21 protein-coding genes are annotated in these 25,658 nt (G+C 48.3%); 19 read left to right on the plus strand and 2 right to left on the minus strand.

Going from position 1 to position 25,658, the window contains the following annotated elements:
* Positions 1-61: 61 nt before the first annotated feature.
* The 18 genes from aroD to IEX62_RS17745 all read left to right on the plus strand — a co-directional run bounded on the left by aroD (position 62) and on the right by IEX62_RS17745 (position 22,056).
* Positions 62-835 (plus strand): type I 3-dehydroquinate dehydratase, encoded by a 774-nt coding sequence (aroD, locus tag IEX62_RS17660; protein WP_188776875.1) that lies wholly within the window; start codon positions 62-64, stop codon positions 833-835.
* Between the two features lie 400 nt (positions 836-1,235).
* A complete protein-coding gene (locus IEX62_RS17665; RefSeq protein WP_188776876.1) occupies positions 1,236-2,024 on the plus strand; it encodes an SMI1/KNR4 family protein in 789 nt (262 codons plus the stop codon).
* Between the two features lie 317 nt (positions 2,025-2,341).
* Positions 2,342-3,805, plus strand: coding sequence for an SWIM zinc finger family protein (locus IEX62_RS17670; protein ID WP_188776877.1), 1,464 nt, complete (start codon positions 2,342-2,344; stop codon positions 3,803-3,805).
* Positions 3,806-4,002: 197 nt separating this feature from the next.
* A complete protein-coding gene (locus IEX62_RS17675) occupies positions 4,003-5,892 on the plus strand; it encodes a HEAT repeat domain-containing protein (RefSeq protein WP_188776878.1) in 1,890 nt (629 codons plus the stop codon).
* Positions 5,889-6,989 (plus strand): AAA family ATPase, encoded by a 1,101-nt coding sequence (locus tag IEX62_RS17680; protein ID WP_188776879.1) that lies wholly within the window; start codon positions 5,889-5,891, stop codon positions 6,987-6,989. The genes IEX62_RS17675 and IEX62_RS17680 overlap by 4 nt, the downstream gene beginning before the upstream one ends.
* Positions 6,986-9,496 carry a DUF5682 family protein gene (locus tag IEX62_RS17685; RefSeq protein ID WP_188776880.1) on the plus strand — a complete coding sequence of 837 codons (2,511 nt, stop codon included), beginning with the start codon at positions 6,986-6,988 and terminating at the stop codon, positions 9,494-9,496. The genes IEX62_RS17680 and IEX62_RS17685 overlap by 4 nt, the downstream gene beginning before the upstream one ends.
* A 358-nt stretch (positions 9,497-9,854) precedes the next feature.
* On the plus strand, positions 9,855-11,090 hold the full coding sequence (locus tag IEX62_RS17690; protein ID WP_188777183.1) for a VWA domain-containing protein: 1,236 nt from the start codon (positions 9,855-9,857) through the stop codon (positions 11,088-11,090).
* A 127-nt stretch (positions 11,091-11,217) separates the two neighbouring features.
* Positions 11,218-12,003 (plus strand): glucose-1-dehydrogenase, encoded by a 786-nt coding sequence (locus IEX62_RS17695; protein ID WP_188776881.1) that lies wholly within the window; start codon positions 11,218-11,220, stop codon positions 12,001-12,003.
* An 18-nt stretch (positions 12,004-12,021) separates the two neighbouring features.
* A complete protein-coding gene (locus tag IEX62_RS17700; RefSeq protein WP_188776882.1) occupies positions 12,022-12,789 on the plus strand; it encodes a hypothetical protein in 768 nt (255 codons plus the stop codon).
* A 54-nt stretch (positions 12,790-12,843) separates the two neighbouring features.
* Positions 12,844-13,062, plus strand: coding sequence for a hypothetical protein (locus IEX62_RS17705; protein WP_371834061.1), 219 nt, complete (start codon positions 12,844-12,846; stop codon positions 13,060-13,062).
* Between the two features lie 258 nt (positions 13,063-13,320).
* Positions 13,321-13,947 carry an SLOG family protein gene (locus tag IEX62_RS17710; RefSeq protein WP_188776884.1) on the plus strand — a complete coding sequence of 209 codons (627 nt, stop codon included), beginning with the start codon at positions 13,321-13,323 and terminating at the stop codon, positions 13,945-13,947.
* A 2-nt stretch (positions 13,948-13,949) separates the two neighbouring features.
* A complete protein-coding gene (locus IEX62_RS17715) occupies positions 13,950-14,423 on the plus strand; it encodes a 2-thiouracil desulfurase family protein (RefSeq protein WP_188776885.1) in 474 nt (157 codons plus the stop codon).
* 378 nt (positions 14,424-14,801) lie between these two features.
* Complete coding sequence (gene nirB / locus IEX62_RS17720; RefSeq protein WP_188776886.1) at positions 14,802-17,225, plus strand: nitrite reductase large subunit NirB; 2,424 nt, start codon at positions 14,802-14,804, stop codon at positions 17,223-17,225.
* A gap of 21 nt (positions 17,226-17,246) precedes the next feature.
* Positions 17,247-17,567 (plus strand): nitrite reductase small subunit NirD, encoded by a 321-nt coding sequence (nirD, locus tag IEX62_RS17725; protein WP_188776887.1) that lies wholly within the window; start codon positions 17,247-17,249, stop codon positions 17,565-17,567.
* A 1,057-nt stretch (positions 17,568-18,624) separates the two neighbouring features.
* Positions 18,625-19,401 (plus strand): methionine ABC transporter ATP-binding protein, encoded by a 777-nt coding sequence (locus IEX62_RS17730; protein WP_188776888.1) that lies wholly within the window; start codon positions 18,625-18,627, stop codon positions 19,399-19,401.
* A complete protein-coding gene (locus IEX62_RS17735; RefSeq protein ID WP_188776889.1) occupies positions 19,398-20,078 on the plus strand; it encodes a methionine ABC transporter permease in 681 nt (226 codons plus the stop codon). Before IEX62_RS17730 ends, IEX62_RS17735 begins: the two co-directional genes overlap by 4 nt.
* 125 nt (positions 20,079-20,203) lie before the next feature.
* Positions 20,204-21,049, plus strand: coding sequence for a MetQ/NlpA family ABC transporter substrate-binding protein (locus IEX62_RS17740; protein WP_188776890.1), 846 nt, complete (start codon positions 20,204-20,206; stop codon positions 21,047-21,049).
* 257 nt (positions 21,050-21,306) lie between these two features.
* On the plus strand, positions 21,307-22,056 hold the full coding sequence (locus tag IEX62_RS17745) for a 2'-5' RNA ligase family protein (protein WP_188776891.1): 750 nt from the start codon (positions 21,307-21,309) through the stop codon (positions 22,054-22,056).
* Positions 22,057-22,309: 253 nt separating this feature from the next.
* Here the strand turns inward: IEX62_RS17745 and IEX62_RS17750 are convergent, their stop codons facing one another.
* Positions 22,310-22,894 (minus strand): TetR family transcriptional regulator, encoded by a 585-nt coding sequence (locus IEX62_RS17750; protein WP_188776892.1) that lies wholly within the window; start codon positions 22,892-22,894, stop codon positions 22,310-22,312.
* Between the two features lie 260 nt (positions 22,895-23,154).
* On the opposite strand from IEX62_RS17750, the gene IEX62_RS17755 reads away from it, so the two are divergent.
* Positions 23,155-24,300, plus strand: a complete 1,146-nt coding sequence (locus IEX62_RS17755; RefSeq protein WP_188776893.1) for an NADH:flavin oxidoreductase — start codon at positions 23,155-23,157, stop codon at positions 24,298-24,300.
* A gap of 338 nt (positions 24,301-24,638) precedes the next feature.
* Here IEX62_RS17755 and IEX62_RS17760 read toward each other — a convergent pair whose 3' ends face one another.
* Positions 24,639-25,565: a DMT family transporter gene (locus IEX62_RS17760; RefSeq protein ID WP_188776894.1), complete on the minus strand. Its 927-nt coding sequence runs from the start codon at positions 25,563-25,565 to the stop codon at positions 24,639-24,641.
* Positions 25,566-25,658: the final 93 nt, after the last annotated feature.

Consider the following 25,658-nt stretch of genomic DNA (forward strand, 5'->3'; position numbering starts at 1 on the left):
AGCAGCCGATCAGGTCTGCCTGAACTCATTTGCAAATTATTGTTGAAAAGGAGCTTGTCCCATGACGAACGAATTCAAGCCTGTTATCGTAAAACACGTTGTCATCGGCGAAGGCGCGCCTAAAGTGTGTGTACCGCTGGTTGGCCGGACGACCGAGCAATTGCAGGAGGAAGCACGCTTTTTACAAACGGCTGATCTGGATGTAGTGGAATGGCGCGTGGACTTTTTTGAGCATGTTCATCATATTGAGCGTGTGCGTGCAGCATTACTGGAGATTCGTGCCTATCTGCCATCTGTGCCGTTAATTTTCACCTTCCGTACGAAGCAGGAGGGCGGCGAAACGGATATGGCGATAGATGAATATGTACAGCTGAATCAATCGCTGGCTGCTTCCGGTCAGGTGGATATGATTGATGTGGAGCTCTTTATCGGCGATGAGCATGTGCGTGCCATTGTAGACAAAGCACATCAGCATCATGTACCGGTAATTATTTCAAATCATGATTTTGCAGCTACACCACCTAAAGAGGAGATTATTGCACGTTTACGCAAATCACAGGAGCTTGGCGGCGATCTATTAAAGCTAGCTGCGATGCCTCAATCGCCTGCGGATGTACTCGCTCTGATGGATGCGACCTATACGATGAAGGAGCAGTACGCGACACGTCCACTGATTACGATGTCGATGGCAGGTCAGGGCGTGATCAGCCGATTGGCTGGTGAATTGTTCGGTTCCGCCCTTACATTTGGGGCAGCAAAGCGCGCATCTGCTCCCGGTCAAATTCCGGTATCCGAGCTACGCAATGCACTGAATTTATTGCATAATCAGCTGTGATGTAGCAAGACTATGGATAGTCATATGTACCAATCAAAGCTCTCATAACAGGAATCAGAATCATTATAGTTATCCTGTGATATCATGCCTCGAATCCTCCATACTATACATGTCTTGTATCCTCCACATCTGTACTGTGGAGGATTTTCCTTATTTCGGCATGTATAATACAAATAAACCAGCACGACTCTAGCTCAAATGAAGGTCTTAAGTCAAAGTTTCAAGTCACGCTTTTAGTTAAAACCTCAAGTTAAAATCTCGAATCAAAGTTTAAAATTAACGTCGGAACGCCTGGAATTAACATCGGAACGTCTTAAATTAACGTCATAAGGAGATGAGATTGCTCTTATCATTCAACAAGTGTCATTCAATGGTTCCAGCTGAGAAAGGGAGGTGAATCATGTATATTGTGTCTTCGCACAGACAGGTGTGTATAGTAGAAGAGCTAGACGCATGGGAGCAGCAGTATAACGTGAATCTGCCGCAGGCGTATCGTGAATTTTTACTGGAATATGGTCAGGGAACGTATACTAATCTGTGGCATATAGAGATGCCTGATGCCGAACGGTTAAAAGAATTTGCGGAATATGGGTTATGGGAGTATGAGCAGGAGAGTTCGATTACAGCAAGTCAGCTGACTGAATGTATCGTCATCGGCAGCACAATTGACGGGGACATGCTGGCACTACATCGTGATGTGGAAGGAGGGCTCTGGCTACCGCGTCACTCCGAGCAGATTACGGCTGTACCGTGGCAGCAGTTGCCGTGGGAGGATTTTATGAAGCAGGAGCTACGGCGATTATATGGAGACGCTTATGATCCAGCTGCTCATGAAGCCTATTTTGAGCCGTGGAATGGACGACAGCAGCATGAATTTTTGATGCTACGTAGTGAGCGTGTCATGGAGCAGGGTGCATCTGCGATTGAATTTGCCAATACGCTAGAAGGCAAGCAGGCGTATTTGCGGGAGATTGCAGCGAAGCTTGCTGAACAGTATGTGCCTGACTTGAACATCCAGACGCTGTATGCGGGCAAATTATTTTATCGAGCGCTGGAGGGTTATGTTCGCTTTAACTATGCGTATGGAAATGAAGTTGCCTTATTTTATGAGCTATCTTCAGCTGATGCAGCAAATGGTACATTCCTAGATCAACTTCGTCAGCAGTTCCATGCAGCAGGAATCGAATAATTAGACTTTAAAAATAAGAACAAATGTTCTATAATGAATATATATTCCGTTGTGAATGGGCAGATACACGAATGAGAAGGGGGCATCTTATCGTTTTGCTTTCTTTTGCGTCGTTTGCTTTCCATCTGTCCTATACATCTTATGCTGGATATGCCGTATGTGTCCTGTAACCTGTAAACCCTGTTACACATGCTGTAGTCGGATGATCATATTCTGGCCTTACACCTAATGAACAGCACGAACCTATACTTATAGCCTGATGTATGATTAATTCGTCCACAGCCTCATCTGTATATACACAAAGGAGGCTTCATCTGATGGCAATTACAATTGATGATCAATACATAGACAGTCTTGCTCCCAATGCAGCAGCGGCGAAAAATGGCCGCGGCTTACTACAAAAAAAGAAATTGGTAGCGCTCTATCGCACAGCCGATGATACGTTAATTTTTGGCGAATGTGCGGGTAGCGGAAAAAGTAATTATCAATGCTCCGTCGATTTTATTCAGCAGGATAAGCCTGTATCTCGCTGCACCTGTCCAAGTCGTCAGTTTCCATGTAAGCATGCGCTGGCGATTATGTATGCGTATGCGGCGGGAGAGACCTTTAATGAGGCACCGATTCCTGAGGATATCGCGAGTAAGCGTGAAAAGCTAGAAAAGCGTGAAGAGAAAAAGGAAGAACGCGAGCAATCGGCATCCACACCAGCCGAATCAGCACGTAAAAAAACCGCCAGTAAAAATGCGTTGAAAAAGAAAATTCAAGCGCAGCTGGACGGACTCGATTTATTAGAAAAGCTAACGTTATCGCTGGTACGAAGCGGTCTGGGAACAGCAGATAAGCAGGTCATCAAAAATATTAATGATCATGTGAAGCAGATGGGCAACTATTATTTGTCCGGTGCGCAAAATGAGCTTCGTCGTCTATCTCTACTGCTAGCAGACAAGTCCGATCCAGAACAGCGCTATACGGCTGAAGTAGAACAGCTGAGTCGTATTCAAGCCCTTGTGCAAAAGGGGCGTACTCATTTGCAAGCACGTTTAGAAGACTCGGAGCTAGCGCTCGATACCGATTCACCTATCGAGGAATGGCTCGGACATACATGGCAGCTAGCTGAGCTGGAGCAGTATGGCTTGAAGCAGGAAGCTGCGGAGCTAGTACAGCTTGCTTTTGTAAGCTATGAAGATGCGGGACGACAGGAGTTTGTCGATCTGGGCTACTGGATGGAGCCGGATAAGGATACGATCTGGCGTACCTTTAACTATCGCCCTTATCGTGCAGTTAAGCATTTGCGTGAAGAGGACAGCTACACCGGTAGTGTGAAAGTGAACGAATGGTATCGGTATCCAGGTGATCTGAATCCGCGTATTCGCTGGGAAGGTGAAATTCCGAGTAGTCTACATGCAGACCTGCTTGCACGCGTTCGTCAGCAGGCCAAGGGTAGCTATGCCGATGCTATCAAAACGGTAAAGAATCAATTGAAGAATCCACTCGCCGATGCACATCCTGCCATGCTGCTGCATGTGAAGTCAACGTATAAGGGAAACAATGGCGAGCTATATATTACAGATGAGCAGGATCAGCAATTACTGCTTGGGAATGTGCAGGATCATAGCTTTCCGATACCAGGCACTACCGAGCTCTTACCTTATATTGCACAGGATGGATTGCACGATGCCGTTTGGCTAGGTGTATTCCAGCATCATGTGGATACGGGACAGCTACTCTTTCAACCCTTATCGATGATTGGCGAGCAGGAGATCATTCGCCTGCTGTACTGAACCGTTTGGCTTGAGTAGTTGCGAAGCTGATTTTCCTATACTCGATTGTGAGCAGGAGAATTAATAGGGTTAGGCTAGAGCATGCATGACTGCATGACCGTTCCATTTTAAATTTGATCAGGCTGTTCATTGTTAACATGTTGAATACCAATATGAGTACGATACCAATGATACGGAATGCACAAGGAGGAAAGGCTATGAGTACAGCATTACTTCAAGAGGTGTATCAGGAGACTCGGCGTTTATATATAGCAGGCAGCGATCTAGCAAAGGATGATTTTAGATTAAATCGCCTGCTGCCTAGATTACAGCAGTTGGGTGAACGTTCACCTGTATTTAAGCGAATCGGTGACGGGGTGGCGACATTACTGGCAGGCTCCTCTACGTCAGAAGGTGAGGACTCCGCGACGCAATTACAGCGCCTTACCCTGCTCGTGTTATCTGTACTGCGTACACAGGGCAGTACAGCGAGCACATCGGAGCAGGCAGAGCCTCTATCGAGTGAGGATATCACACTGCGTACTCGATTGACGTATCGTCAGCTTGCTCCCGTGCAGCAGGCATTGACGACAACAGGTGGCGGTCGCTATGAAATTGTGAAGCATGCGTGGCAGGAAGGATATTTTGAGGATGTGCGCCTGTTACCGCTTGCTGTTAGTGCGCTGGCTGATCCATATTCGGATATTGCTGATCTGGCAATGAACAGTATCGTGCCGGGTTATGGGAAGCCTGTTTTGCCGTATTTAATGGATGACTTTGATCCGCAGGGTGGCAAGCTGGAAATACGTAAAATGAAGGCGATTCAGGCGATTGCAGGTGCGGAGTATGCAGACTTTTATTTTCAAACAGCTGAAACGACCAAAGGCGATATGAAAGCTACTGCGATTGCTGGGTTGGCAGGGCTGGAGCAATATTTGCCTCATCTGCTGGAATGGAGTAAGGATAAGAAGAAGGAGGTGCGTGCTGTGGCATATAATGCACTTGCTCAGATTAGTGCGCCTGAGGCACAGGAAGTGCTTTACATCAATTTCTCAGACGCAAGTCGTGATCTGGATCTGGTTGTAGATGCGTTACTCGTAAACATGCAGCCAGAACTGGCAAAACGTCTGCATGCTGCGGCATGGGAAGCGCTGGAGGCAGTAGCATCGCACCCACCGAAAGATGAAACGGTACAGCATTACAATAATGAATTAGTAGCACATTTCCGCGTCTGGAATCATCATGATAAAGAAGCACTGCTGGAAATGTATCGGTTTATGGTAAAGCATCCTAAGCCGTTCCAAAGTATGATGAGAGAGAATTATCATAAAATGACCTTGCTTGAGGAGCCTGCTTCTGCGCTGGCATATGAGGGAAATAATGATGATGTAGAGTTGCTTTATCAACTGGAAAAGGTATATCCGCATTATATTCTCCGTGTAGCTACCGCTGTATATCGTCATCGCTCACCACAGGAATTTTATAAGCATTTCAGTCAAGGGCTTGGTGCGGGTAGTCACCGTGGAGGAAGACATGCAACGCCTAATAGCGCGCGTATCTTTGAATGGCTAGAAGATCAGTTGGTGAAGCACGAGGATAGCGAGGTTGAACTACTATACAGTGATGGCGAGACGCATCGTTATGATCTGTGGTTTCATACATTTTTACCACTGGAAGAAATGGAAGCAAAGTGGGATCCGCGCTGGTTAGACATTATGCTAGCTCATCATCAGACGGTGCTTGTCGCAGCGTTCGCAAGACCGGGCGTACAAGAGGTAGAGGAGCTGCTCAAGGCAGCACTGATTGAACGTGGTGATTTAACTCATCGCGATGCAAGTTTATATTTTCGTGCATTGCATCGTTTAGGCATGTCCACTAATGAACTGCGGAAGCTTTTCTGGGATGTGATGGAAAGTAAAAAGGGTAGTGCAAGTAACACGGTCGATCCATTTATTATGCGTCTGATCAGTCAATTCCCAGCGGAGGATATTGAGCGTTTGGAACAGCTCATTCCAGATAGCGATGAGAAAATTAGAGGCAAATTCCGTTATACAGCAGCTTCACAGCTACGCGCAGTCATTCAACAAATGAAGGAGATGAAGGCATGAGCAACACGGAGGCTTGGAATCAGGTACTAAGACAACCGGCAGAGCAGCTATATGCACACGAGCTAGAGGCATTGAAAAAAGCAGATAAAGGACATGTGCCACCCGGCTGGAGCATGTCGCCCCAATCCGTACTCACCTTCATTACCGGAGGAAAAGCGGGCAAGGTCGATATTACACCGAAATATATCGGGAACCGCCGTCTGGTGGAAATGGCGATTGCGACACTGGTAACGGATCGTGCGCTATTACTTATCGGCGAGCCGGGTACAGCCAAGTCATGGTTATCCGAAAATCTAACGGCTGCGATCTATGGACATTCTGGACTGGTCGTGCAGGGAACTGCGGGAACGAGTGAGGAGCATGTGCGGTATTCATGGAACTACGCGATGCTGCTGGCTAATGGCCCAACCCAGCAGGCGCTCGTGCAAAGTCCTATTATGCGTGCGATGGAGGCTGGTGGCATCGCTCGCTTTGAAGAAATTTCGCGTTGTGCGTCAGAGGTGCAGGATGCATTAATCTCTATTTTGTCTGAAAAGACGATCTCCGTGCCGGAGCTTGGTCAGGAAATGCAGGCACGTAAAGGCTTCTCCATCATTGCAACCGCGAATACGCGCGACCGTGGTGTGAATGAGATGTCGGCGGCACTCAAGCGTCGTTTTAACATTATCGTATTGCCCGCACCGGATAGTCTGGATACTGAGGTGGAGATTGTGAAGAAGCGGGTCGCTGAGATTGCTTCTGCTTATGAGCTACAGGCAGCGGTTCCGACAGATGATGCGTTACATAAAGTCGTTACGATTTTCAGAGAGCTACGTCAGGGCATGACGCTGGATCGCAAGGATAAAGTCAAATCGCCAGCAGGTGTGATTTCTACGGCAGAGGCGATCTCGCTTCTGACCAACAGTATGTCGCTCGCAGCGAGCTTTGGCGGTGGAGAGATGACGGATGAGGATCTGGCAGCCGGTCTACAGGGGGCAATCGTCAAGGACGATGATAAGGATCGGGTCGTATGGCAGGAATATCTGGATCATGTAATGAAAAAACGTGGTGCAGAATGGCGTGGGCTGTATCAAGCCTGCAAGGAGCTGAACGGGTGAGTACGACGACGGTAGCGGATGTGCATGTATTTGGTGTGCGCCATCTGTCCCCGGGCGGTGCTTACCATCTACTGCAAACGCTAGATCGTATACGTCCAACGGCTGTATTGATTGAAGGGCCAGCAGATGCGACCTCCGAAATTCGGCACCTGGTCGCAAAAGGCACCAAGCCACCGGTAGCGATTCTCGCATTTACCGATGAGCTACCGGTTCGCACGGCAATGTGGCCACTCGCATCGTATTCGCCAGAATATCAGGCTATGCAATGGGCGGCAAAAAATGGCGCTGAAGCGGAATTTATCGATCTACCCTCCTCGATTATGATCGCCATGGATGAGCAATATGAGCATGGGGATCGACGTGACAAAAGCTTGGGAAATCCAGATAATTTGGATGCTGATGCTGATGCTGATGCTGATGCTGATGCTGATGCTGATGCAGTGACAGCAGATGTAGAGTCGACTAATTTAGCCGATCCAGAGCAAACCGAGCCTTCTAAGTTGCCAACCGAGACAGAGCAGCATCGATCTGAAGAACCGGACGGAGGACACGATGAAGGGCAAGATGATAATACGAAGCATCCACTGGATGCGATGTACGAACGCATTGCCGAGCTGTCTGGCGAGCCCGATTATGATTCCTACTGGGAACGTTATTATGAGCATCAGCTAGGTGCGGATTCGTATGCGAGCTCGATCGAGCTGTTTTCAACAGAGCTTCGTCAATGGTCAGAAGAGGATGAGCGTCCCTTTGCCAAACGTGCCTTTGCTTATCATGCGGTCAGAGAAGCGTATATGCGGCGACGTATTATGGAAACGATGGAGGCAGGGCATGATCCTGCACGCATCGTTGTCGTATGCGGCTCGTATCATGCGTCTGCGCTGCAAATTAGCGAACATTTACCACCGATGAGTGATGATGAACTGAAACGTCTACCCCAGCGCTCGACTCGTCTCACGCTGATGCCTTATTCCTATTATCGCCTGTCCTCATTATCTGGATATGGTGCAGGGAATCACGCCCCGCATTATTACGAGCTAATGTGGAATATGATGCAAAAGGAAGCATTACACGAGCTTCCTCATTATTATCTATCTGGTGTAGCTCGTGAGCTACGCGAGATGGGCACCTATCGCTCGACTGCCGAGGTCATCGAGGCTGTGCGTATGGCGCAATCGCTAGCATCGCTACGTGGTGGAACACAGCCCGTGCTGGGCGATCTACAGGATGCTGCACGTACATTGCTCGGTCAGGGCGAATTATCTGTGGTGGCTGAGCCGCTAGCGAGGCTGAATGTAGGCACATCGATCGGACAGCTTGCAGAGGGAGTAAGCCAAACGCCGATTCAGGATGACCTCAATCGGCTGCTCAAGCAATTAAAGCTTACACGCTACAAAACAGCGGTCGCAGCAGAGCTTGCGCTTGATCTGCGCGAAAATCGCCGTGCTAGCTCGGAGGCGTCTGCGTTTCTTGATCTACGACGTTCCTTTTTACTGCATCGCTTGCGTCTGTTAGGTATCGACTTTGCTAAAAAAGCCGTCACACGTCAGGATCAGGCGACCTGGGCAGAGCAATGGGTATTACAGTGGTCGCCGGAGGTTGAAATTCAGGTTATTGAATCAACGCTGCTCGGTGAAACCGTGGAAGTTGCCGCAGGCTATCGTTTTCAACAGCGATTGGATGAATGTAGCACATTAGAAGAAGCCTCCAAGCTAATCGCGATTGCGATTCAATGCGGTATGATCGCCCAGCTTGAGCCGGCAAGACGTGTGCTACAGCGGCTCGCTGTTGATAATCGAGATGTATTGCAGATCGCAGCCGCCGCAGGCGAGCTATCTCGTATGATCCGATATGGCGATGTGCGGCGTGTGGATACGTCTCCACTGGTACCGCTGCTGGAACAGCTCTTTTTCCGTGGCTGTCTATTCTTGACCGATAATTGCAATTGTAAGGATGAGGTTGCTACATCGATGATGGGAGCAATTCATGAGCTAAATGTGATCAGTCAGGAGCATGACGAAGAGGTAGATGGAGCGCTCTGGCTACAGGAGCTGGGCGAGCTGATGCGGCGTGATGATCTCAACGCGCGTCTGTCAGGCTTTGCGTGTGCGGTGCTCATGGAGCGGTCTGCGATTGATCAGCAGGATATCGCTTCGGAAATGGCACGTCGTTTGTCACCGGGCGTACCAGCAGAGCTGGGAGCGGGCTGGTTCGAAGGTCTGTCCGGGCGTAATCGATATATGCTATTGTCGCGTCTGAGCTTATGGCAGCAGCTGAGCGACTATATGGATGGACTGGAAGATGAGCACTTTATGCGTGCGCTCGTATTTTTGCGTCGTGCGTTCAGTACATTTTCAGCTGCGGAAAAGTCTCAGGTGGCAGAGCTACTTGGTGAGGTATGGGGCATTCATGCTGAACAGGCAGCAGAGCTATTGACTGGTGAGCTGGAGGAAAAAGAAGAGCAGATGCTGGATGATCTGAATGAGTTTGATTTTGATGATTTTTAGGCAGGATGAACACAACAAGTTCGCATTTGTAAATATATAGTGTACACGCTCTAAAACTATGCACGTATACATTTATCCGCCTAAAGCATAACTGCTTACGAATGCTAAACGGAAAGGAGTTGAACACATCGTGAAACGAATCGGTCATACAGCAGCTGTAGAGAGTCAATTGATCCAGCCTCGATTATCAGAGGATGATGGAACAGTTGCTGGGTCATCAGGCGAGCCTATATCTACACAGGCATCGTTCGCATCACCCAAATCTAGCGCATCATCGGAATCTACCGCACCGCCTGAATCTAGCGCATCACTGGATTCCCCTGTATCACCCCCGTCAGGGTCATCTCAGAACTCCACTATGGTTCCAACTGAAGTAGCCACAAAACGATTGGCTCGCTGGCGCTTGATTCTGGGCACGGCGGCTGAAGAGGAGTTGAATACATTACGGCAATGTGTATCACCGGATAACCCTTTATTGTCTGGTGATGAACGTGTGATGGATGCAGCACTGGCGGCTATTTATGATGAGACAGGCGGCACAGTTGCAGCTGGGCAGTCCAATAGCTCGCATACGACGTCCAGAGGAGCAGGTAGTGGTGCTTCGGCTCCAGTATTATCACGCTGGCTTGGCGATGTGCGGACATTTTTCCCGGACGATGTTGTATCGATTATTCAGCAGGATGCGATGGAGCGTAAAGGCTGGAAGCAGCTTTTATTTGAGCCTGAGGTGCTTGCGCATGTGAAGCCTGATATTGCAATGGTCGGTACATTGATGGCGCTCAAGGGCAAAATTCCGGAGCGAACGAAGGAAACGGCACGTCAGCTGATCGGTGCGGTCGTAGAGGATTTGAAAAAACGGATGGAGAGTAATCTGCGACGTGCAGTGACGGGTGCGCTGAATCGTCGCCAGCATTCTCCTTTACCTTCGCTGAGTGGGATTGACTGGAAACGCACAATCCAGCGTAATCTGAAGCATTATGATGTAGAGCATAAACGGATCATTCCTGAAAAGTTTTATTATTTTGACCGTGCGCAGCGTAGTAACGAGTGGAAGGTCATTATCGATATTGACCAGAGTGGCTCGATGGCGGATTCGATCATCTGGGCATCGGTCGTCGCGGCGATCTTTGCCAGCCTGCCATCACTGGATACGCGGGTCGTTGCCTTTGATACATCGGTCGTCGACCTGACGGAGCAATGCAATAATGATCCAGTCGATATGCTGTTTGGTATTCAGCTAGGCGGTGGTACAGATATCGACAAATCCGTTTCCTATTGCCAGCAATTCATTGAAGAACCGAAGAAAACATTGTTTATTCTGATCTCTGATCTGTACGAAGGTGGCAATCAGAGTCGGCTTGTACGGCGGATGCGCGAAATGCGCGAATCCGGTGTGAAAACGCTCTGTCTGCTGGCGCTATCGGATGATGGAAAGCCCTTCTACGATGCCAATATAGCGAAGCGTTTTACCCGTGATGGAACGCCAAGCTTTGCCTGCACGCCGAATCTTTTACCCGCGCTAGTAGAGGGGGCACTGAAAAATCAGAACCTGTCGGAGCTCGTGCAGCGTCTTGGCGTGAAGCTTGACAGCTAAGCTCCTTTTGTTTACGAATGCTCCAAATCGTGTAACCAATGGGTAGAGCTGCTTTTCGAGGAATGATCGGTTCCCGGCAAAGCGCAGCATGAAACTACACTTTGGAAACGATGAAGGAGGCAGCATTATGTACCCGGATCTGGCAGGCAAAACGGTAGTAATTACAGGCGCAGCAACTGGTATCGGTCAGGCGATTGCGCTTCGTTTTGGACAGGAAAAAGCAAATGTGGTCATTAATTATCATAGTAACCATGATGGTGTAGAAGAGACGATTGCCAAGATTAAGGAAGCTGGAGGTCAAGCGATCGATGTGCAGGGAGATATGTCGAATGAAGAGGATGCACAGCGCATCGTTCAGACGGCACATGATACCTTTGGCAGCATGGATATTATGATCAATAATGCAGGGATGGAAAATGAAGTGCCTTCTCATGAGCTGTCTTTGGACGATTGGAATAAGGTTATCAATGTGAATCTGACCGGTGCCTTTCTCGGTAGCCGTGAGGCGCTTCGGTATATGCTGAAGCATCAGATTAAGGGCAACATTATCAATATGTCGAGTGTGCATGAGATTATTCCGTGGCCGCACTTTGTGCATTACACTGCCAGTAAGGGCGGTGTGAAAATGATGACGCAAACGCTGGCGATGGAATATGCACCGCATGGCATACGAGTGAACGGTATCGCACCAGGCGCGATCAATACCCCGATTAATGCGGAGAAGTTCGAAGATCCGGAGAAAAAGGAAGCGGTGACCAAGCTGATTCCGATGGGCTATATCGGTGAACCAGAAGAGATCGCTGCTGTCGCTGTATGGCTGGCATCCTCCGAAGCAAGCTATGTGACCGGGATTACATTGTTTGCGGATGGCGGCATGACGAAGTATCCTTCCTTCCAGGGCGGAAACGGCTAAATCGGAGGTGCGATCATCATGAAGCATGAAGTCGATGTGCAGGATAAGAGTACAGCGCAGGAGCAGCCATCGATTCACTGGTATCCCGATCCAGACGAGGTACTGGACAATCCAGCGCTCTCCTGTTATTTTCTACCGCTCGTCTCCTTTGATCATGAGCATCTGCAAAATGGGCAGATGTACCGGATTCACCTATTCGGTATAGAGGGATTACCGTGTGTTGCACCCGATCGGTATGGTGAGCCACATGTATGGGGCTTTGCCTATAATGATGGCAAATATCGCTGGCTCGGCGATACCGCTGTATTCGGTGGTATGAATGTGCCTGAAGTCTATGCGTGGCTATTGCAGGACTTTGACCGCAACTGTGAATATTATATGCATGAGCAGATGAGTGCAGACGATTACGTCACAGGTGCGCAGACCGCGCTTGCGAGTATTGCGAACTTTGATGCTCGTGCCTATGCACATAGCGTATACAGCTACATGTACACACGTATTCATTACCAGCGAACAGGGCAATTTCGGCATATGGACGAGCTGACCGGTCAGCGACCAGCAAGCATGGGACTTCGCTCAGCGCGCTGGCTTTTAGATCATCTGGAGGCACAGCAGCTGGGTAGCTCGGTACTGGCTGGTTTGACTACAGTGGAGCGTAATCGCTATGAGCTGGAGGCGTCGATGATTGTAGGTGGAGCGGAACGGTTTCATTTTATGGATAGCAGTCAGGGTGCGGTAGTAGCTGCACTTGATACCGAACGCCAGCATGTCTATCTGTTGCAATAAAAGCATGAACAAAGGATAGAGTTGCCTTCATGATTATGCTATGATGATGCTGAGGTGAGTGCATTGACGACAGAACAAAATCAACCATCGTCCACTGAGGAAGCAAGTCAGTCCAAAAAGCTGAGTCAGGCTGAAGCAGCCAAGCGTCTGCTGGCACAAAAGAAGCAAAACCAGGGTAAAGGTGCAGGTGGTCTACAATCGACAGGTACGAAAAAGATGACCAGCCAGATGACCAAAAAAGTAAACAATCAACGCAAAAAGATGGGGACGTAATTGCTCATTCCATTCTGCGTTTGCCGAATATCGTATTCGGATAAGCTGTACACATAAGGCAGTACACAAAGACCCTTTGCAGCGCTCACTGGAGCCGAAAGGGTCTTTTTATCTGTTTACCTGTGTTGTCATGACTGTTATGTTTGTTATATTTGCCATGGCGAAAAGGTGATTTTATCTATGTAGCAATGTCATCATGGTATGATGATACGAGGGGCTACACTACACAATGAACACGAAAGCAGGGGACGCTAGCGTATGAAAAATATACTGGTTACGGGCTACCGGGCGCATGAGCTGAATATTTTCAACCAGAAGCATGAAGGTATCCCATATATCCGGCAGGCGATTCGTAGCAAGCTGGTTCCGCTGCTGGAGGAAGGCCTGGAATGGGTGATCACGCCGGGACAATACGGTGTCGATCTGTGGGCATGTGAGGAAGCGATCGAGCTGAAAAAGGACTATCCGCAATTACGGATTTCGATCCTATCTGCATTTGCCAGCCCAGAGGAACGCTGGAGCGATGATAAGAAGGAATATTATGAGGGCATTTTGAAGCAGATTGATTTTCATGGTGTGGTGAGTAATCGTCCATATGAAGGCATCTGGCAATTCAAAGCACGGGACGAGCTATTATTTCGTAAAACCGATGGTCTTATTCTGGTATACGATGAGGATGCAGGGGAAGGAAGTCCGCGCTTTTTCAAGCAGGAAGCACTACGCAGACAGCAGGAAAATGGATACCGCTATATTAGTATCAGCTCTGAGGATATTCAAAGCCTTGCGGATGAGCAACGAATGGAGCAGCAATTTGATGAGCCGGAGCAGAATGCTGAATATAGTGGGGAAGGCTTTACCGATGAGATGGTGAGCAAGGAGGAATAGAAATGATCGGAATTAGTGCATGTCTGATCGGTACACCTTGTCGATATGATGGAGGCAGCAATCTAGTTCAGGCGCTGGAAGAATTGCTATCTACCGGACAGGCTGTCGTCTTTTGCCCGGAGGTGCTTGGCGGTCTGTCCACACCACGCGAGCCAGCTGAGATCGTAGGCGGAACCGCAGACGATGTATGGGCAGGAATAGCACGCGTTGTGACGACTACGGGTGTCGAGGTGACCGAAGCATTCAAGCAAGGCGCCTATATCGCACTGGAACAAGCACAGCAAGCGGGTGTAACTGTAGCTGTGCTGAAAGCGAATAGTCCTTCCTGTGGCAGTTGGATGGTGTACGATGGTACCTTTAGCGGAAATAAGATCAATGGAGCGGGTTTAACAGCAGCACTATTTCGTCGCCATGGCATACGTGTGCTGGATGAAGGTGAGCTTGCTTTGGAGCCGACACTTTTAGCTGGAAGCTAACACAAACGGGTGTACTATTGCGCGTCTGTAACGCCTCCTATCAATAGTCACGATTTGTTCAATTTTAAAATAAACAGGGACAGAGGCAGAAATGGGCTCTGTCTTTTATTTTCGTTGTTATATGAATTTACAAGGTGAAAACATAACTAAAAGTGGAAAAGTAAGGTGATCTAGATCACATCCCCTCCCATTGTGCAGCAGTATACTAAACATATAAAAAGCTCCAATTTTAGATATTAAAGATTGTGAAATATATAACGTAGTTATGGGATATTTATAGATGCTTCGACGCTTTGAACACAGAATGAACCACATTACAGAACAAGCCACAATGTAGATCAATTACAACACCACTATAAACGCAATGGGGGAATTGCAATGACAGCAACACGTGAACGACTCGTCCTGATCGGTAATGGTATGGCAGGGGTAGCGACACTGGAACAAATCATCAAGCTGGGAGGCAACTACGAGATTACAGTTATCGGTAGTGAGCCGCATCCAAACTATAACCGGATCATGTTGTCTTATGTACTGGAAGGTAGCCAGACAATTGATGATATCGTACTGAATAGCCGTGAATGGTATGCAGAGAACGGCATTACCCTGCATACTGGTGTCACCGTGACTGCGATCGATGCGGACAGCCGCTGCATCATCACGGATAAAGGTGACCCTATTCCATATGACAAAGTGATTATCGCTACCGGCTCTAGCTCGCTGATTCTACCTATTCCGGGTCATGATAAACAGGGCGTAGTCGGATTCCGTGATATTGCAGATTGTCATCAGATGATGGAAGCCGCTGCGACTTATCCGAAAGCCGCAGTGATCGGTGGCGGATTGCTCGGTCTGGAAGCTGCAAAAGGTCTGGTCAGTCTGGGTATGGATGTTACGGTTGTGCACCTGATGAATGATCTGATGGAGCGCCAGCTGGATTCGGTCGCTGCTGCGATGCTGAAAAAGGAACTGGAATCACAGGGCATCCAATTCAAAATGGGTGCACAGACTGCTGAGCTACAGGGTGGCGAGCGCGTAGAGCGTCTGCTGTTCAACGATGGTACTACACTGGAAGCGGACTTTGTCGTGATGGCAGCAGGGATTCGTCCGAATACGGCAGTAGCGCGCAATAGTGGAATCGAAATGGAGCGCGGCATTCTCGTGAACGACTATTTGCAAACATCGATGCCTAACGTCTATGCTGTCGGCGAATGTGTACAGCATCGCGGCAATTGCTACGGGTTGGTTGCTCCATTGTTTGAACAGGGCATGGTGCTGGCAAAGCATATTTGCGGATTGGATACACAGCCGTATGAAGGCTCGACCGTATCGACCAAGCTGAAAATCTCCGGTGTCGATGTGTTCTCGGCAGGTGTGTTTATTGAAAATGAACAGCAATCGGTTATTACCGCTCGTGATGATTGGAAGAAGACGTACAAAAAAATTATTTTGCAGGATAACACTATCGTCGGCGCAGTATTGTTTGGCGATATTAACGATTCGGCACAGCTCCAAAAGTTAATTCGTGATGGTGCGCCGATGACAGACGAGCTATATGCGGAGCTAATGGGCACAGGTGGTTGCAGTCATGGTAAGAAAAAAGCATCGGTCGAAACGATGGCAGATGATGAAATTGTTTGCGGCTGTAACGGTGTCACCAAGCTAGATATTGTCAGTGCAATTCAGGATAAAGGGCTAACGAGCGTAGACGAGATTAAAGCATGTACGGGTGCGACTCGCTCATGTGGTGGCTGTAAACCAGTGGTAGAGCAGATTCTGCAATTCGTACTTGGTGACGGTGCAACTGTAGCTTCAAGTCAGGGCATCTGCGGGTGCACAACTCATAGTCGCGACGAGATCGTTGCTGCTATTCGCGATAAGGGCTTAAAAACGATCAAAGAAGTCATGAATGTGATGGAATGGAAAAATCCAGAGGGCTGCTCGAAATGCCGTCCAGCTATTAACTACTATCTCGGTATGATCCATCCGGTAGAATATCAGGATGAAAAGGAATCGCGCTTCGTAAACGAACGTATGAACGCCAACATTCAGAAGGACGGTACGTATACCGTTGTCCCACGGATGTATGGTGGCGTAACGACACCGGAAGACCTGAAAAAGATCGCCGATGTATCGGTCAAATATAATGTGAAAGCCGTGAAAATGACAGGCGGACAGCGGATCGACCTGATCGGTGTGCAAAAAGAAGACCTGCCGCTCGTCTGGGCAGAGCTGGATATGCCATCAGGCTATGCATATGCCAAATCGCTACGCACTGTTAAAACCTGCGTTGGTTCGCAGTTCTGCCGCTTCGGTACACAGGATTCGATGGGCATGGGCGCATCGCTGGAACAGCGATTTGAACGCCTTGACTTCCCTGCCAAATTCAAAATGGCAGTCAACGGCTGCCCACGTAACTGCGCTGAATCGTGCACCAAGGATATCGGTATCGTTGGTAACGATGGAGGCTGGGAGATCTTTATCGGTGGTAACGGTGGGATCAAAGCACGTCTGGCTGATTCGTTCTGCAAGGTTAAAACTGATGAAGAGCTGATCGATCTGTGCGGCGCGATTATTCAATACTACCGCGAAACTGGTAAATACCTCGAACGCACCTCGGAATGGGTCGAACGTATGGGACTGGATCAGATCAAGGCTGCTATTCTGGATGATACGGATAACCGTCAACAATTAATCGAACGCGTCAATATCGCATTGGCTCAGCTTGAAGACCCATGGCAAAAAGTGCTGCATGATGAACCAACACGGACAGCGCTATTTGGAACGAAAACAAACGTATAACGCAAAAGGAGGCTGAACACTATGAACATGACCCAAACATTTTATCAAGCAGGCACACTGGATGAATTCCTGAGCCGAATCGGACGCGTAATCATTCTGGAAGGACAGGAAATCGCTGTATTCCGCACCTCTGATGATCATGTCTTTGCACTCGAAAATCGTAACCCTCATCCGAAAGGCGGCCCTATCGCCGAAGGTATCGTATCCGGTCACATTCTGTACGATCCGCTATATGATTGGCAAATCGATCTGAGTACTGGAATGGTACAGGCGCCTGATGAAGGACAAGTTCGGACGTTTCCGGTCAAGGTTGAGCAAGGAATGGTTTGGATTGGATTGTAAGGTTGGATGAATAGGTACACGTATTAAAATGTTCGTCGCAGCAAGCACTCCAGGCCGAGAACATGCCAACGACCTTCGGTTAAGCCGGGATACTCCGAATAGGAAGAAAGCAGATGAAACGGTAAGATATTTTGCTTTGCAAAAATCCCTTTTCATGGAACCCCGTGTTAGAAGATCACTAACACTAGGCATCCCGGCTTAAAGGTCGGTCTTTTGGCATCGTTCTCGGCCTTCCGTTCTGTGCAAGGATCGATTGCTGATTGTGGTTAGTTACTTCATTTTTTTAGTTTCAGCGCATAGAGTGAGCAACAGTTATTTTATAAGATTCGAATAGCATGTTTAGTTATAGCAATCTTATAGCAAAGGTAACTGAAGCTAGAAAAAGTAATGCTTACTGCTAATTTTACAACTCTTTAATGTGAAAAGTACTGAACGGAGGGGAGGAAATAAGGGGAAAGGACGACTTACCGTGTTAGCGACTTCCTAACACAGGATTCAATGAAAAAGTGAGTTTTGCAAAGCAAAATATCTTACCGCTTTTGGAACTCAGGAATCTACATTTTACTCCTACTCCGTAGATTCCTATGCGAGACTGGAGTTCGTTCCCTTATTCCTTCCGGGAAGTGATGTATGCCAACGCACCATAGTCCATAAACAAAAGAACAAGTAACACACAATAACCGGACGCAAGCTGTTTTATCCCTCAGGGACATAGCAGCCTGCGTCTTTTCTATTTCTCTGATCCAGTTCTCTGATTCTCTCATCTACTTCTCTGACCGAGCCAAGCCCTTACTAGAAATTTTCATATCATCCCTCCGAGCGACTCTCCTCAGTAGCTTCTCCAATAATCTTCATCATCCCTTCACCAACTAAACCACCGAAAATTAGTGACACAGCAGATCGCTTTGCTTATAATGTAGCAGGAGTGTAGGCTATAACAGATATGATAAAATAGTAATACACTTTGACGGGATGCCACATCATTTGATATACAGCAGCAATGCACGACAGGAATAGCACCTCATCGGTCCGGGTTGAGGCAGAGGAGGGAGAGCGAATGATTACGCTGGAAGGCGTGAGTAAATATTTTGGTTCGGTTGGAGTAGGGCAGGCAGCAGTGCAGGAGATCGATCTGCATATCGAGGCTGGCGGCATTCACGGCATTGTAGGCAGTAGTGGTGCCGGGAAGTCGACGCTGCTGCGCATGATCAATATGCTGGAGCGGCCAGATGCAGGACGCGTTATCGTCGCTGGTCAAGAGCTGACAGCATTATCGGAGCGGAAGCTACGGGAAGTACGGCAAGGGATCGGTATGATCTTTCAGCAATTCAATTTGGTGCATAATCGTAATGTTAGCGGCAATGTAGCTGCGCCGTTAGAGCTTGCTGGTATGAAGGGAATCGAACGTAAGCTCCGTGTTCACGAATGTCTGGAGCAGGTAGGCTTGCAGGATCGGCTACATGCGTATCCAGCGCAGCTGAGTGGTGGACAACGCCAACGGGTGGCGATTGCGCGTGCGATTGCGAATCGTCCGCAGGTGCTGTTATGCGATGAGCCTACTTCTGCACTCGATCCAGCGACGACAGCAGGCATTTTGCAGCTGTTAAAGCAGATCAATGAGGAGCTGGGTGTTACGATTGTGATCGTTACGCATGAGATGGATGTGGTCAAAAGTATCTGTCACACGGTGTCCGTCATGGAGCATGGACGGATCACGGAGAGCTATTCGCGTGCACAGCATGGCTTTGCGCCTGCACCCGACTATACATTGTCATATCGAGAACAGCTACTCGGTCAATCGGAGTCGACCAAGCAGGGCGGTGAGCCAACATGAGTGGATCACGAACACTTGGGGAAATGCTGGAACGGTATCAGCATGAAATCTGGCGTGCGATCGGTGAGACATTCACGATGGTCGGCATTTCGCTTGCCGCGGCGGTATTAATAGGCTTGCCACTTGGCACACTGCTGTATCTGACCAAAAAAGGACAACTGTACGAGCAGCCTGTACTGGCTGGTGTGCTGAACACATTTGTTAATGTGGTGCGCTCGTTTCCATTTTTATTACTCGTTGTCTTTTTGATTCCGTTTACCCGGCTCGTCGTCGGTACGTCGATCGGTACAGAAGCGGCATCTGTGCCGTTGTCTATTATTGCGATTGCGTACTACTCTCGTCTGGTGGAGCAGGCTCTGCTGGATGTGCCGCGTGGGATTGTCGAATCGGCGCGAGCGATGGGAGCGTCACCGCTACAGATTGTTTTTAAATTTCTATATGTAGAAGCACGTTCTGGTCTGGTGCTTGGACTAACGACATCGGCGATCAGCTTTATCTCGTATTCAACGGTTGTTGGTATCGTGGGTGGCGGTGGCATTGGTGATTTTGCGATTCGTTACGGCTACCAGCGCTTCGAAACGGATGTGATGGTCTACATGATTATACTGATGATCATTCTCGTGCAGGGCGTTCAGTTTATCGGGAGCCTGCTAGCGCGTGTATTGGATAAGCGTTGATACATGGATGCGCGGCATATAGTAGCTTCAACGTAATGAACAACACGCTTTTTGATTGTAATGATAACAGGGTCACCTTCTGGGTCTACTCACTGGTGACTAATCTCAACTAACGGAGGAACAACATGAAAAACAAACAGGCACTATGGATGGTGCTCATCGCGATGATGCTATTCTTAGCCGCATGTGGCGGTAAATCTAGCTCTACTACGAATGAGGCAGCAAGCTCTAGCGAAGCAACAGGTACAACCGAAACGACGCTCAAGGTGGCAAGTCTGATCCCACCGATGACCGATATGCTCGATATTGTAAAACCACTACTGAAAAAAGACGGCATCAATCTGGAAGTTGTCGTGCTATCGGATAATGTACAGCCTAACGATGCGCTGGCGAATAAAGAAGTCGATGCGAACTTCTTCCAGCACGTACCGTATATGAACCAGTACAACCAGAGCAAGGGTGCGAATCTAGTTGCGATTCAGCCTGTATACGATGCAATCTATGGCGCCTATTCCAAAAAGTATAAGAGCATTGACGAGCTGCCAGAAGGTGCGGTGATCGCTATTGCGAACGATCCATCCAACATCGGTCGTTCCCTGCAAATGCTGGCACAGGCAGGCATGATCAAGCTCAAAGACGGCGTGGGCATGAATGCCACTCAAGCCGATATCATCTCTAATCCAAAAAACTACAGCTTCAAGGAAGTCGATCTGCTCATGCTGGCACGTATGTACGATGAAGCGGATCTGGTAGCAATGACACCTGCGTATGCGAAGCCGCTCAATCTGACTCCGGTCAAGGATGCACTCGTTACTGAAAAAGCGGATTCAACCTTTGCAATCACACTGGTAGCGCGTGAAGATAATAAGGATGCCGAGCCTATTCAAAAGCTCAAGCAGCATCTGGCAGGCCCAGAAGTGAAGAAGTTCTTGCAGGATAACTACGCCGATATTGCTGTACCTGCTTTTTAAAATTGTTCCTGTGCGCCTGATCGGTCAGGTAGTATTCTATTGAAAATTAAACCTCAAAAAACCTGTCTGACCCTTATGGGGATCGGCAGGTTTTTTGGTATGCTCTGCGTTATGTTCTACGCTATGTTGATGTCTGTCTTGTGCTATCCTTCTGTATTTTTACACAAATCGTGATTGGAATTTGAAGAGAGTTTGTGCTGATTCGTTAAGCTAAAGCGATAAAACCAAGCATCATACAGAAAGGATGGGAATCGACGATGAACGATATGCACATTCATTATATGCACTTCGTCAGTCAGCTGGAGCGTCAGTGGCAGGAGCAGATGAACAACAAGCCGCAGCAGTGGAAAGTATCAGAGGGGCTAGCTGCCAAAATTAAAGAGGATGGAACGATGAATGACTTTTACGGATATACCACCGTTATTCCACTCAGTGCTTCAGATCGGCAGCGTTGTGAGCAGGCACAGCAGATTTTGCTTGAACGGCTACCTGATCGATTCGTAGCGCTATTGCCAGAGACATTTCATCTAACGATTCATGCGCTGAGCAATGAACGAAATACGAGCGGAGGCATGGAGATCGTGCGGCAGCGTATGACCAGGGATCAACCACAGATTGAGCAGGCATTTCGTGAGATTGCGGAGCGTTATGCTGGTCGCCATATTGCGATGCGCGCGCTGGGCGTCAGTACGAATACACGCGATGTAGTGAGTATCAAATATGCACCCGAGGCTGCTGACGATTATGCGCTGCTGATTGATCTGTACGAGCGTATCCGTGAGTTATCACCGGAGCGGAGCATGTATTCGCCCCATGTATCGCTATGCTACTTCCGGCTGGACGGTTTACAGTCATCGGAGATTGATCTACTGTACGAGACGATGGCTGAGATCAATCGCAGCATCAAGCTGGATATCGTGCTGGAGGTCGATCAGCTAGTGTATCAAATGCATCGGCATATGAACGATTTTCCAGCGATCTTTGCTGTGCACGATTTTGTAGAATAATAGATCTACCTGGGATTGCTCAAAGATCGAGTACGCTTCACCACTCCATGTTGACTACTGCTATCGCTACGAGAACAGACTACGAGAATATGTTGTTTATGAGAGCGGCTGTGCTTACTGTACAGCCGTTTTGTTGCAACTCATGTATTACTCTCGTGCACTATTCACGTGCACTACTCACGTATTCGCCACATCCCCGTTGAATTGTTCTTAATAAAGCTGTTGCCGTTTACGCCAATGGAACGGATGTTTATCAAGCAGCTATCCAGCTTCGCAGTAACGGAGTCATGCGCGCTGCGAGTTGAAGTGGCGTATCGCGTGATTCTTTTGGCTCGCTGCTCCATTGCAAGGTTGCACCATACAGTGACCAGCTGATCATAGTAGACAATGTGACTTGTTTCGCATCATCCTGTTCTGGCAGATGAGCTGTTAATTGTTCCAACATATATTGCTGAATTTGAAGTTTCATATTCGTTTCGACCAGCGAACGAAGGGAAGCAATATTTTTCGGACATTTGGTACCGGAATACTCATGAAATTGACATAGTGCGCAGATCAGCGTCGTCAGCGCCTCCGAAGTCAGTGCATTTTGCGGGTCGATGCCTTTGTAGAGTAGCTGGATTAGATGGGTAGATATCATATAATCCAGCAGCTCGTATTTGTCAGTATAGTGGGTGTAAAAGGTAACCCGATTGATCATCGCATGACGTGTAATATCACTCACCGTAATCTCATGAAATTCTTTAGTTTGAAGTAATTCCACAAAAGCCTGATGAATCAATTGGCGAGTACGTCTCACACGCGGATCGTGCGGATTGGGTTTAGCGGAAAGGGACATCCTACATACCTCCTGTATGAACTAAAATGGCAGAGCCGAGCGATAAACGACAGATTCTAGAATATGAGACTTAAACGACACATTGGAGATTTTGTTGGTTGTATCCATAAGTTCACGCCTGTACAATCAGGCATATACCTCACCCGGTAGCATGCACCGGGGAAGGAATTGTTTTATTCTATAACTTACTTTTATATATTTATTTCCTAAAGATAATGAATATAGTATAACCGAAAACATCATTGGAGGTTACGATAAATATGAATTTCACTGAAAATAATATGCAATCCCACCCAAAGCAAGATGTAGCGCTGCTGTTCCAATCGCTCAAGCTAGGCAAGCTGGAGCTATCCAGCCGAATTGTGATGTCACCGATGGCACGCGGATTCTCGCCAGATGGTGTACCCGGCCCGGAGGTGGCGGATTATTATTGTCGTCGTGCCGAGCAATATGTAGGTCTGATCATTACAGAAAATGTCTCGATTCCGCATCCTACCGCCAATCAGGACCCGGCAAACAGCCCCGACTTTAATAGTGAAGCTGCACGGGCAGGCTGGAAGCATGTCGTGGATGAGGTGCATCGGGTTGGCGGTAAAATTATACCTCAGCTCATTCATGCAGGGATCGCTAGGGAGAATGTTCCGCAGCCCGCAGGTGCAGCGCCATCGATCAGCCCATCCGGTCTGGATGTGTATGGTGAGGTAAAAGGGGAGCCGATGACGATCCAGCAGATTCGTGAAGTGGTGCAGGCGTTTGCCGATGCAGCGCTACAGGCGCAGCAGCTTGGCTTCGACGGTATTGAGCTGCACGGGGCACATGGTTACCTGATTGACCAGTTCCTATGGGAAACGACCAATCAGCGGACGGATGAGTATGGTGGAAGTATCGCCAATCGTGTTCGTTTTGCAGTGGAGATCGTGGAAGCGTGTCGCCGTGCAGTCGGTCCAGACTTCCCGATCGTATTCCGATTCTCGCAATGGAAGTACCCAGTGTATACGGCGAAGCTGGCATATGATGCAGAACAACTGGCAGAGGTGCTGCAACCGTTGGCAACGGCAGGTGTGGACATTTTCCATGCTTCCACACGTCGCTTCTGGGAGCCAGCCTTTGAAGGATCGCCGCTCAGTCTGGCAGGCTGGGCCAAACATATCACAGGCAAAGCGGTTATTACCGTCGGTTCGGTCGGCTTGAAGCAGGATTTTACCGATTTCTTCGCGGCTGGTGCCAGTGCGGACCAACAGGGGAGTATGAGCGTGCTGACAGAACGATTGCAAAGCCACGAATTCGATCTGGTCGCTGTAGGTCGTGCCTTGCTGGCTGATCCAGAATGGGCAGCCAAAATACACGATGGTCGATTAGATGAGCTCAAGCCATTTCAGGCAGAGGCGGTCGGCAAGCTATATTAATGCTGATCGAGCAGGGATAACATGGATCGATGATGGATATGAGGGATGGATGGTGAAGTGTTATCATTCACTACTCACATCGTTGCATAATGATGAACGTAAATAAAGCGTCCTAACTGCAATAGTATTATAAAAAATCTCTGTGCTATAATATTTGCTGCACAGTAATAGTCACTTTACTATAAAAGTCTCTATATTATAAAAATAACTACACTACAAAAATCTCTACACCACAACAGTCACTACATTATAAAAGCCGCTATGTCTCTTACCTATACAGGAGAGGACATAGCGGCTTGATTGCATAGTAGATCTATTTTTATTTGACCTAATTCCTGCTATAGCGGCGAAGCATTCTGTGCTTCTTGCACCGATACAATGGCACTTCGCTTGCGGCGCTTCCGCTTGTTACCACCGCCAAGCTTCCACTCCGATACGACCACACCAGCCAGCACCAGCCCGGCACCAATATATCCTTTGACCGACAGCATCTCATGCTCAAACCAGTAAGCAAATAACGCGGCAAATACCGGCTCCAGGGAGAAGATCAGCCCTGTCCGGGTTGGTGTTGTATATTTCTGAGCAATCGGCTGTACGACAAAGCCAAATGCGCTGCATACGACGCTTAAAGCCAATACTGCTAGCCACCCGTCACCTGTATGAGGCAAGGTAGGCGTTTCGAAGATCAGAGAGAAGATCAAGCCGTACAATCCAGCAAAGCCAAGCTGCATAATGCCCAGATTCAGCGTGCTTCTCGTCAATCTCGCCGCTGCGCCAGTGATCAAAATATAGCCCGCATAGCAAAGCGCCGCCAGAATACAGAGCGCATCGCCGGGATGAATCGCAAGCTGTCCGTTCAGCGTCAGCAGTCCAATACCAATTACGGCAAGCAGCACACCGACAATCTGCTTTCCAGCCAGTGCACGGCGAAAGAGCAGCCAGTACAAAATCGGCACAAAAATAACAGTCAGGCTAACGAGAAAGCCCGCGTTTGAAGTTGAGGTCGTTTGCAGCCCGAACATAATAAACGCAAACACACCAAACAGGCATAGTCCAAGCAGCGCGCCATATCCAGTCGTGCGCCAGTCCAAATGCCGTAGCTGACGAAAGAAGATTAGAGCCGTTAAAATAAATGCCAATCCAAAGCGCAGCGCGATCAGATTGTATGGGCTGAGCGAGTCCATCCCCATTTTCATAAATAAATACGAGGAACCCCAGCAGAGCGTGACCGTGAAAATTAGCAGGTCGGCTCGTGATTGCTTCATGTTGAATCCATCCTTTACGATCGCATCCTATTCAAGCTACCGGTATGCTCCAGATTCATACTGGTAACAAGATCATGAAATCAGTATAGTACA

Source organism: Paenibacillus hunanensis (assembly GCF_014645615.1).
GTDB lineage: Bacteria > Bacillota > Bacilli > Paenibacillales > Paenibacillaceae > Saccharibacillus > Saccharibacillus hunanensis.

Excerpts from the sequence above, each read along its gene's own strand:
- aroD (WP_188776875.1), top strand. The coding sequence starts at position 62 with ATGACGAACGAATTCAAGCCTGTTATCGTAAAACACGTTGTCATCGGC.
- IEX62_RS17665 (WP_188776876.1), top strand. The coding sequence starts at position 1,236 with ATGTATATTGTGTCTTCGCACAGACAGGTGTGTATAGTAGAAGAGCTA.
- IEX62_RS17670 (WP_188776877.1), top strand. The coding sequence starts at position 2,342 with ATGGCAATTACAATTGATGATCAATACATAGACAGTCTTGCTCCCAAT.
- IEX62_RS17675 (WP_188776878.1), top strand. The coding sequence starts at position 4,003 with ATGAGTACAGCATTACTTCAAGAGGTGTATCAGGAGACTCGGCGTTTA.
- IEX62_RS17680 (WP_188776879.1), top strand. The coding sequence starts at position 5,889 with ATGAGCAACACGGAGGCTTGGAATCAGGTACTAAGACAACCGGCAGAG.
- IEX62_RS17690 (WP_188777183.1), top strand. The coding sequence starts at position 9,855 with ATGGTTCCAACTGAAGTAGCCACAAAACGATTGGCTCGCTGGCGCTTG.
- IEX62_RS17695 (WP_188776881.1), top strand. The coding sequence starts at position 11,218 with ATGTACCCGGATCTGGCAGGCAAAACGGTAGTAATTACAGGCGCAGCA.
- IEX62_RS17700 (WP_188776882.1), top strand. The coding sequence starts at position 12,022 with ATGAAGCATGAAGTCGATGTGCAGGATAAGAGTACAGCGCAGGAGCAG.
- IEX62_RS17710 (WP_188776884.1), top strand. The coding sequence starts at position 13,321 with ATGAAAAATATACTGGTTACGGGCTACCGGGCGCATGAGCTGAATATT.
- IEX62_RS17715 (WP_188776885.1), top strand. The coding sequence starts at position 13,950 with ATGATCGGAATTAGTGCATGTCTGATCGGTACACCTTGTCGATATGAT.
- nirB (WP_188776886.1), top strand. The coding sequence starts at position 14,802 with ATGACAGCAACACGTGAACGACTCGTCCTGATCGGTAATGGTATGGCA.
- nirD (WP_188776887.1), top strand. The coding sequence starts at position 17,247 with ATGAACATGACCCAAACATTTTATCAAGCAGGCACACTGGATGAATTC.
- IEX62_RS17730 (WP_188776888.1), top strand. The coding sequence starts at position 18,625 with ATGATTACGCTGGAAGGCGTGAGTAAATATTTTGGTTCGGTTGGAGTA.
- IEX62_RS17735 (WP_188776889.1), top strand. The coding sequence starts at position 19,398 with ATGAGTGGATCACGAACACTTGGGGAAATGCTGGAACGGTATCAGCAT.
- IEX62_RS17740 (WP_188776890.1), top strand. The coding sequence starts at position 20,204 with ATGAAAAACAAACAGGCACTATGGATGGTGCTCATCGCGATGATGCTA.
- IEX62_RS17745 (WP_188776891.1), top strand. The coding sequence starts at position 21,307 with ATGAACGATATGCACATTCATTATATGCACTTCGTCAGTCAGCTGGAG.
- IEX62_RS17750 (WP_188776892.1), bottom strand. The coding sequence starts at position 22,894 with ATGTCCCTTTCCGCTAAACCCAATCCGCACGATCCGCGTGTGAGACGT.
- IEX62_RS17755 (WP_188776893.1), top strand. The coding sequence starts at position 23,155 with ATGAATTTCACTGAAAATAATATGCAATCCCACCCAAAGCAAGATGTA.
- IEX62_RS17760 (WP_188776894.1), bottom strand. The coding sequence starts at position 25,565 with ATGAAGCAATCACGAGCCGACCTGCTAATTTTCACGGTCACGCTCTGC.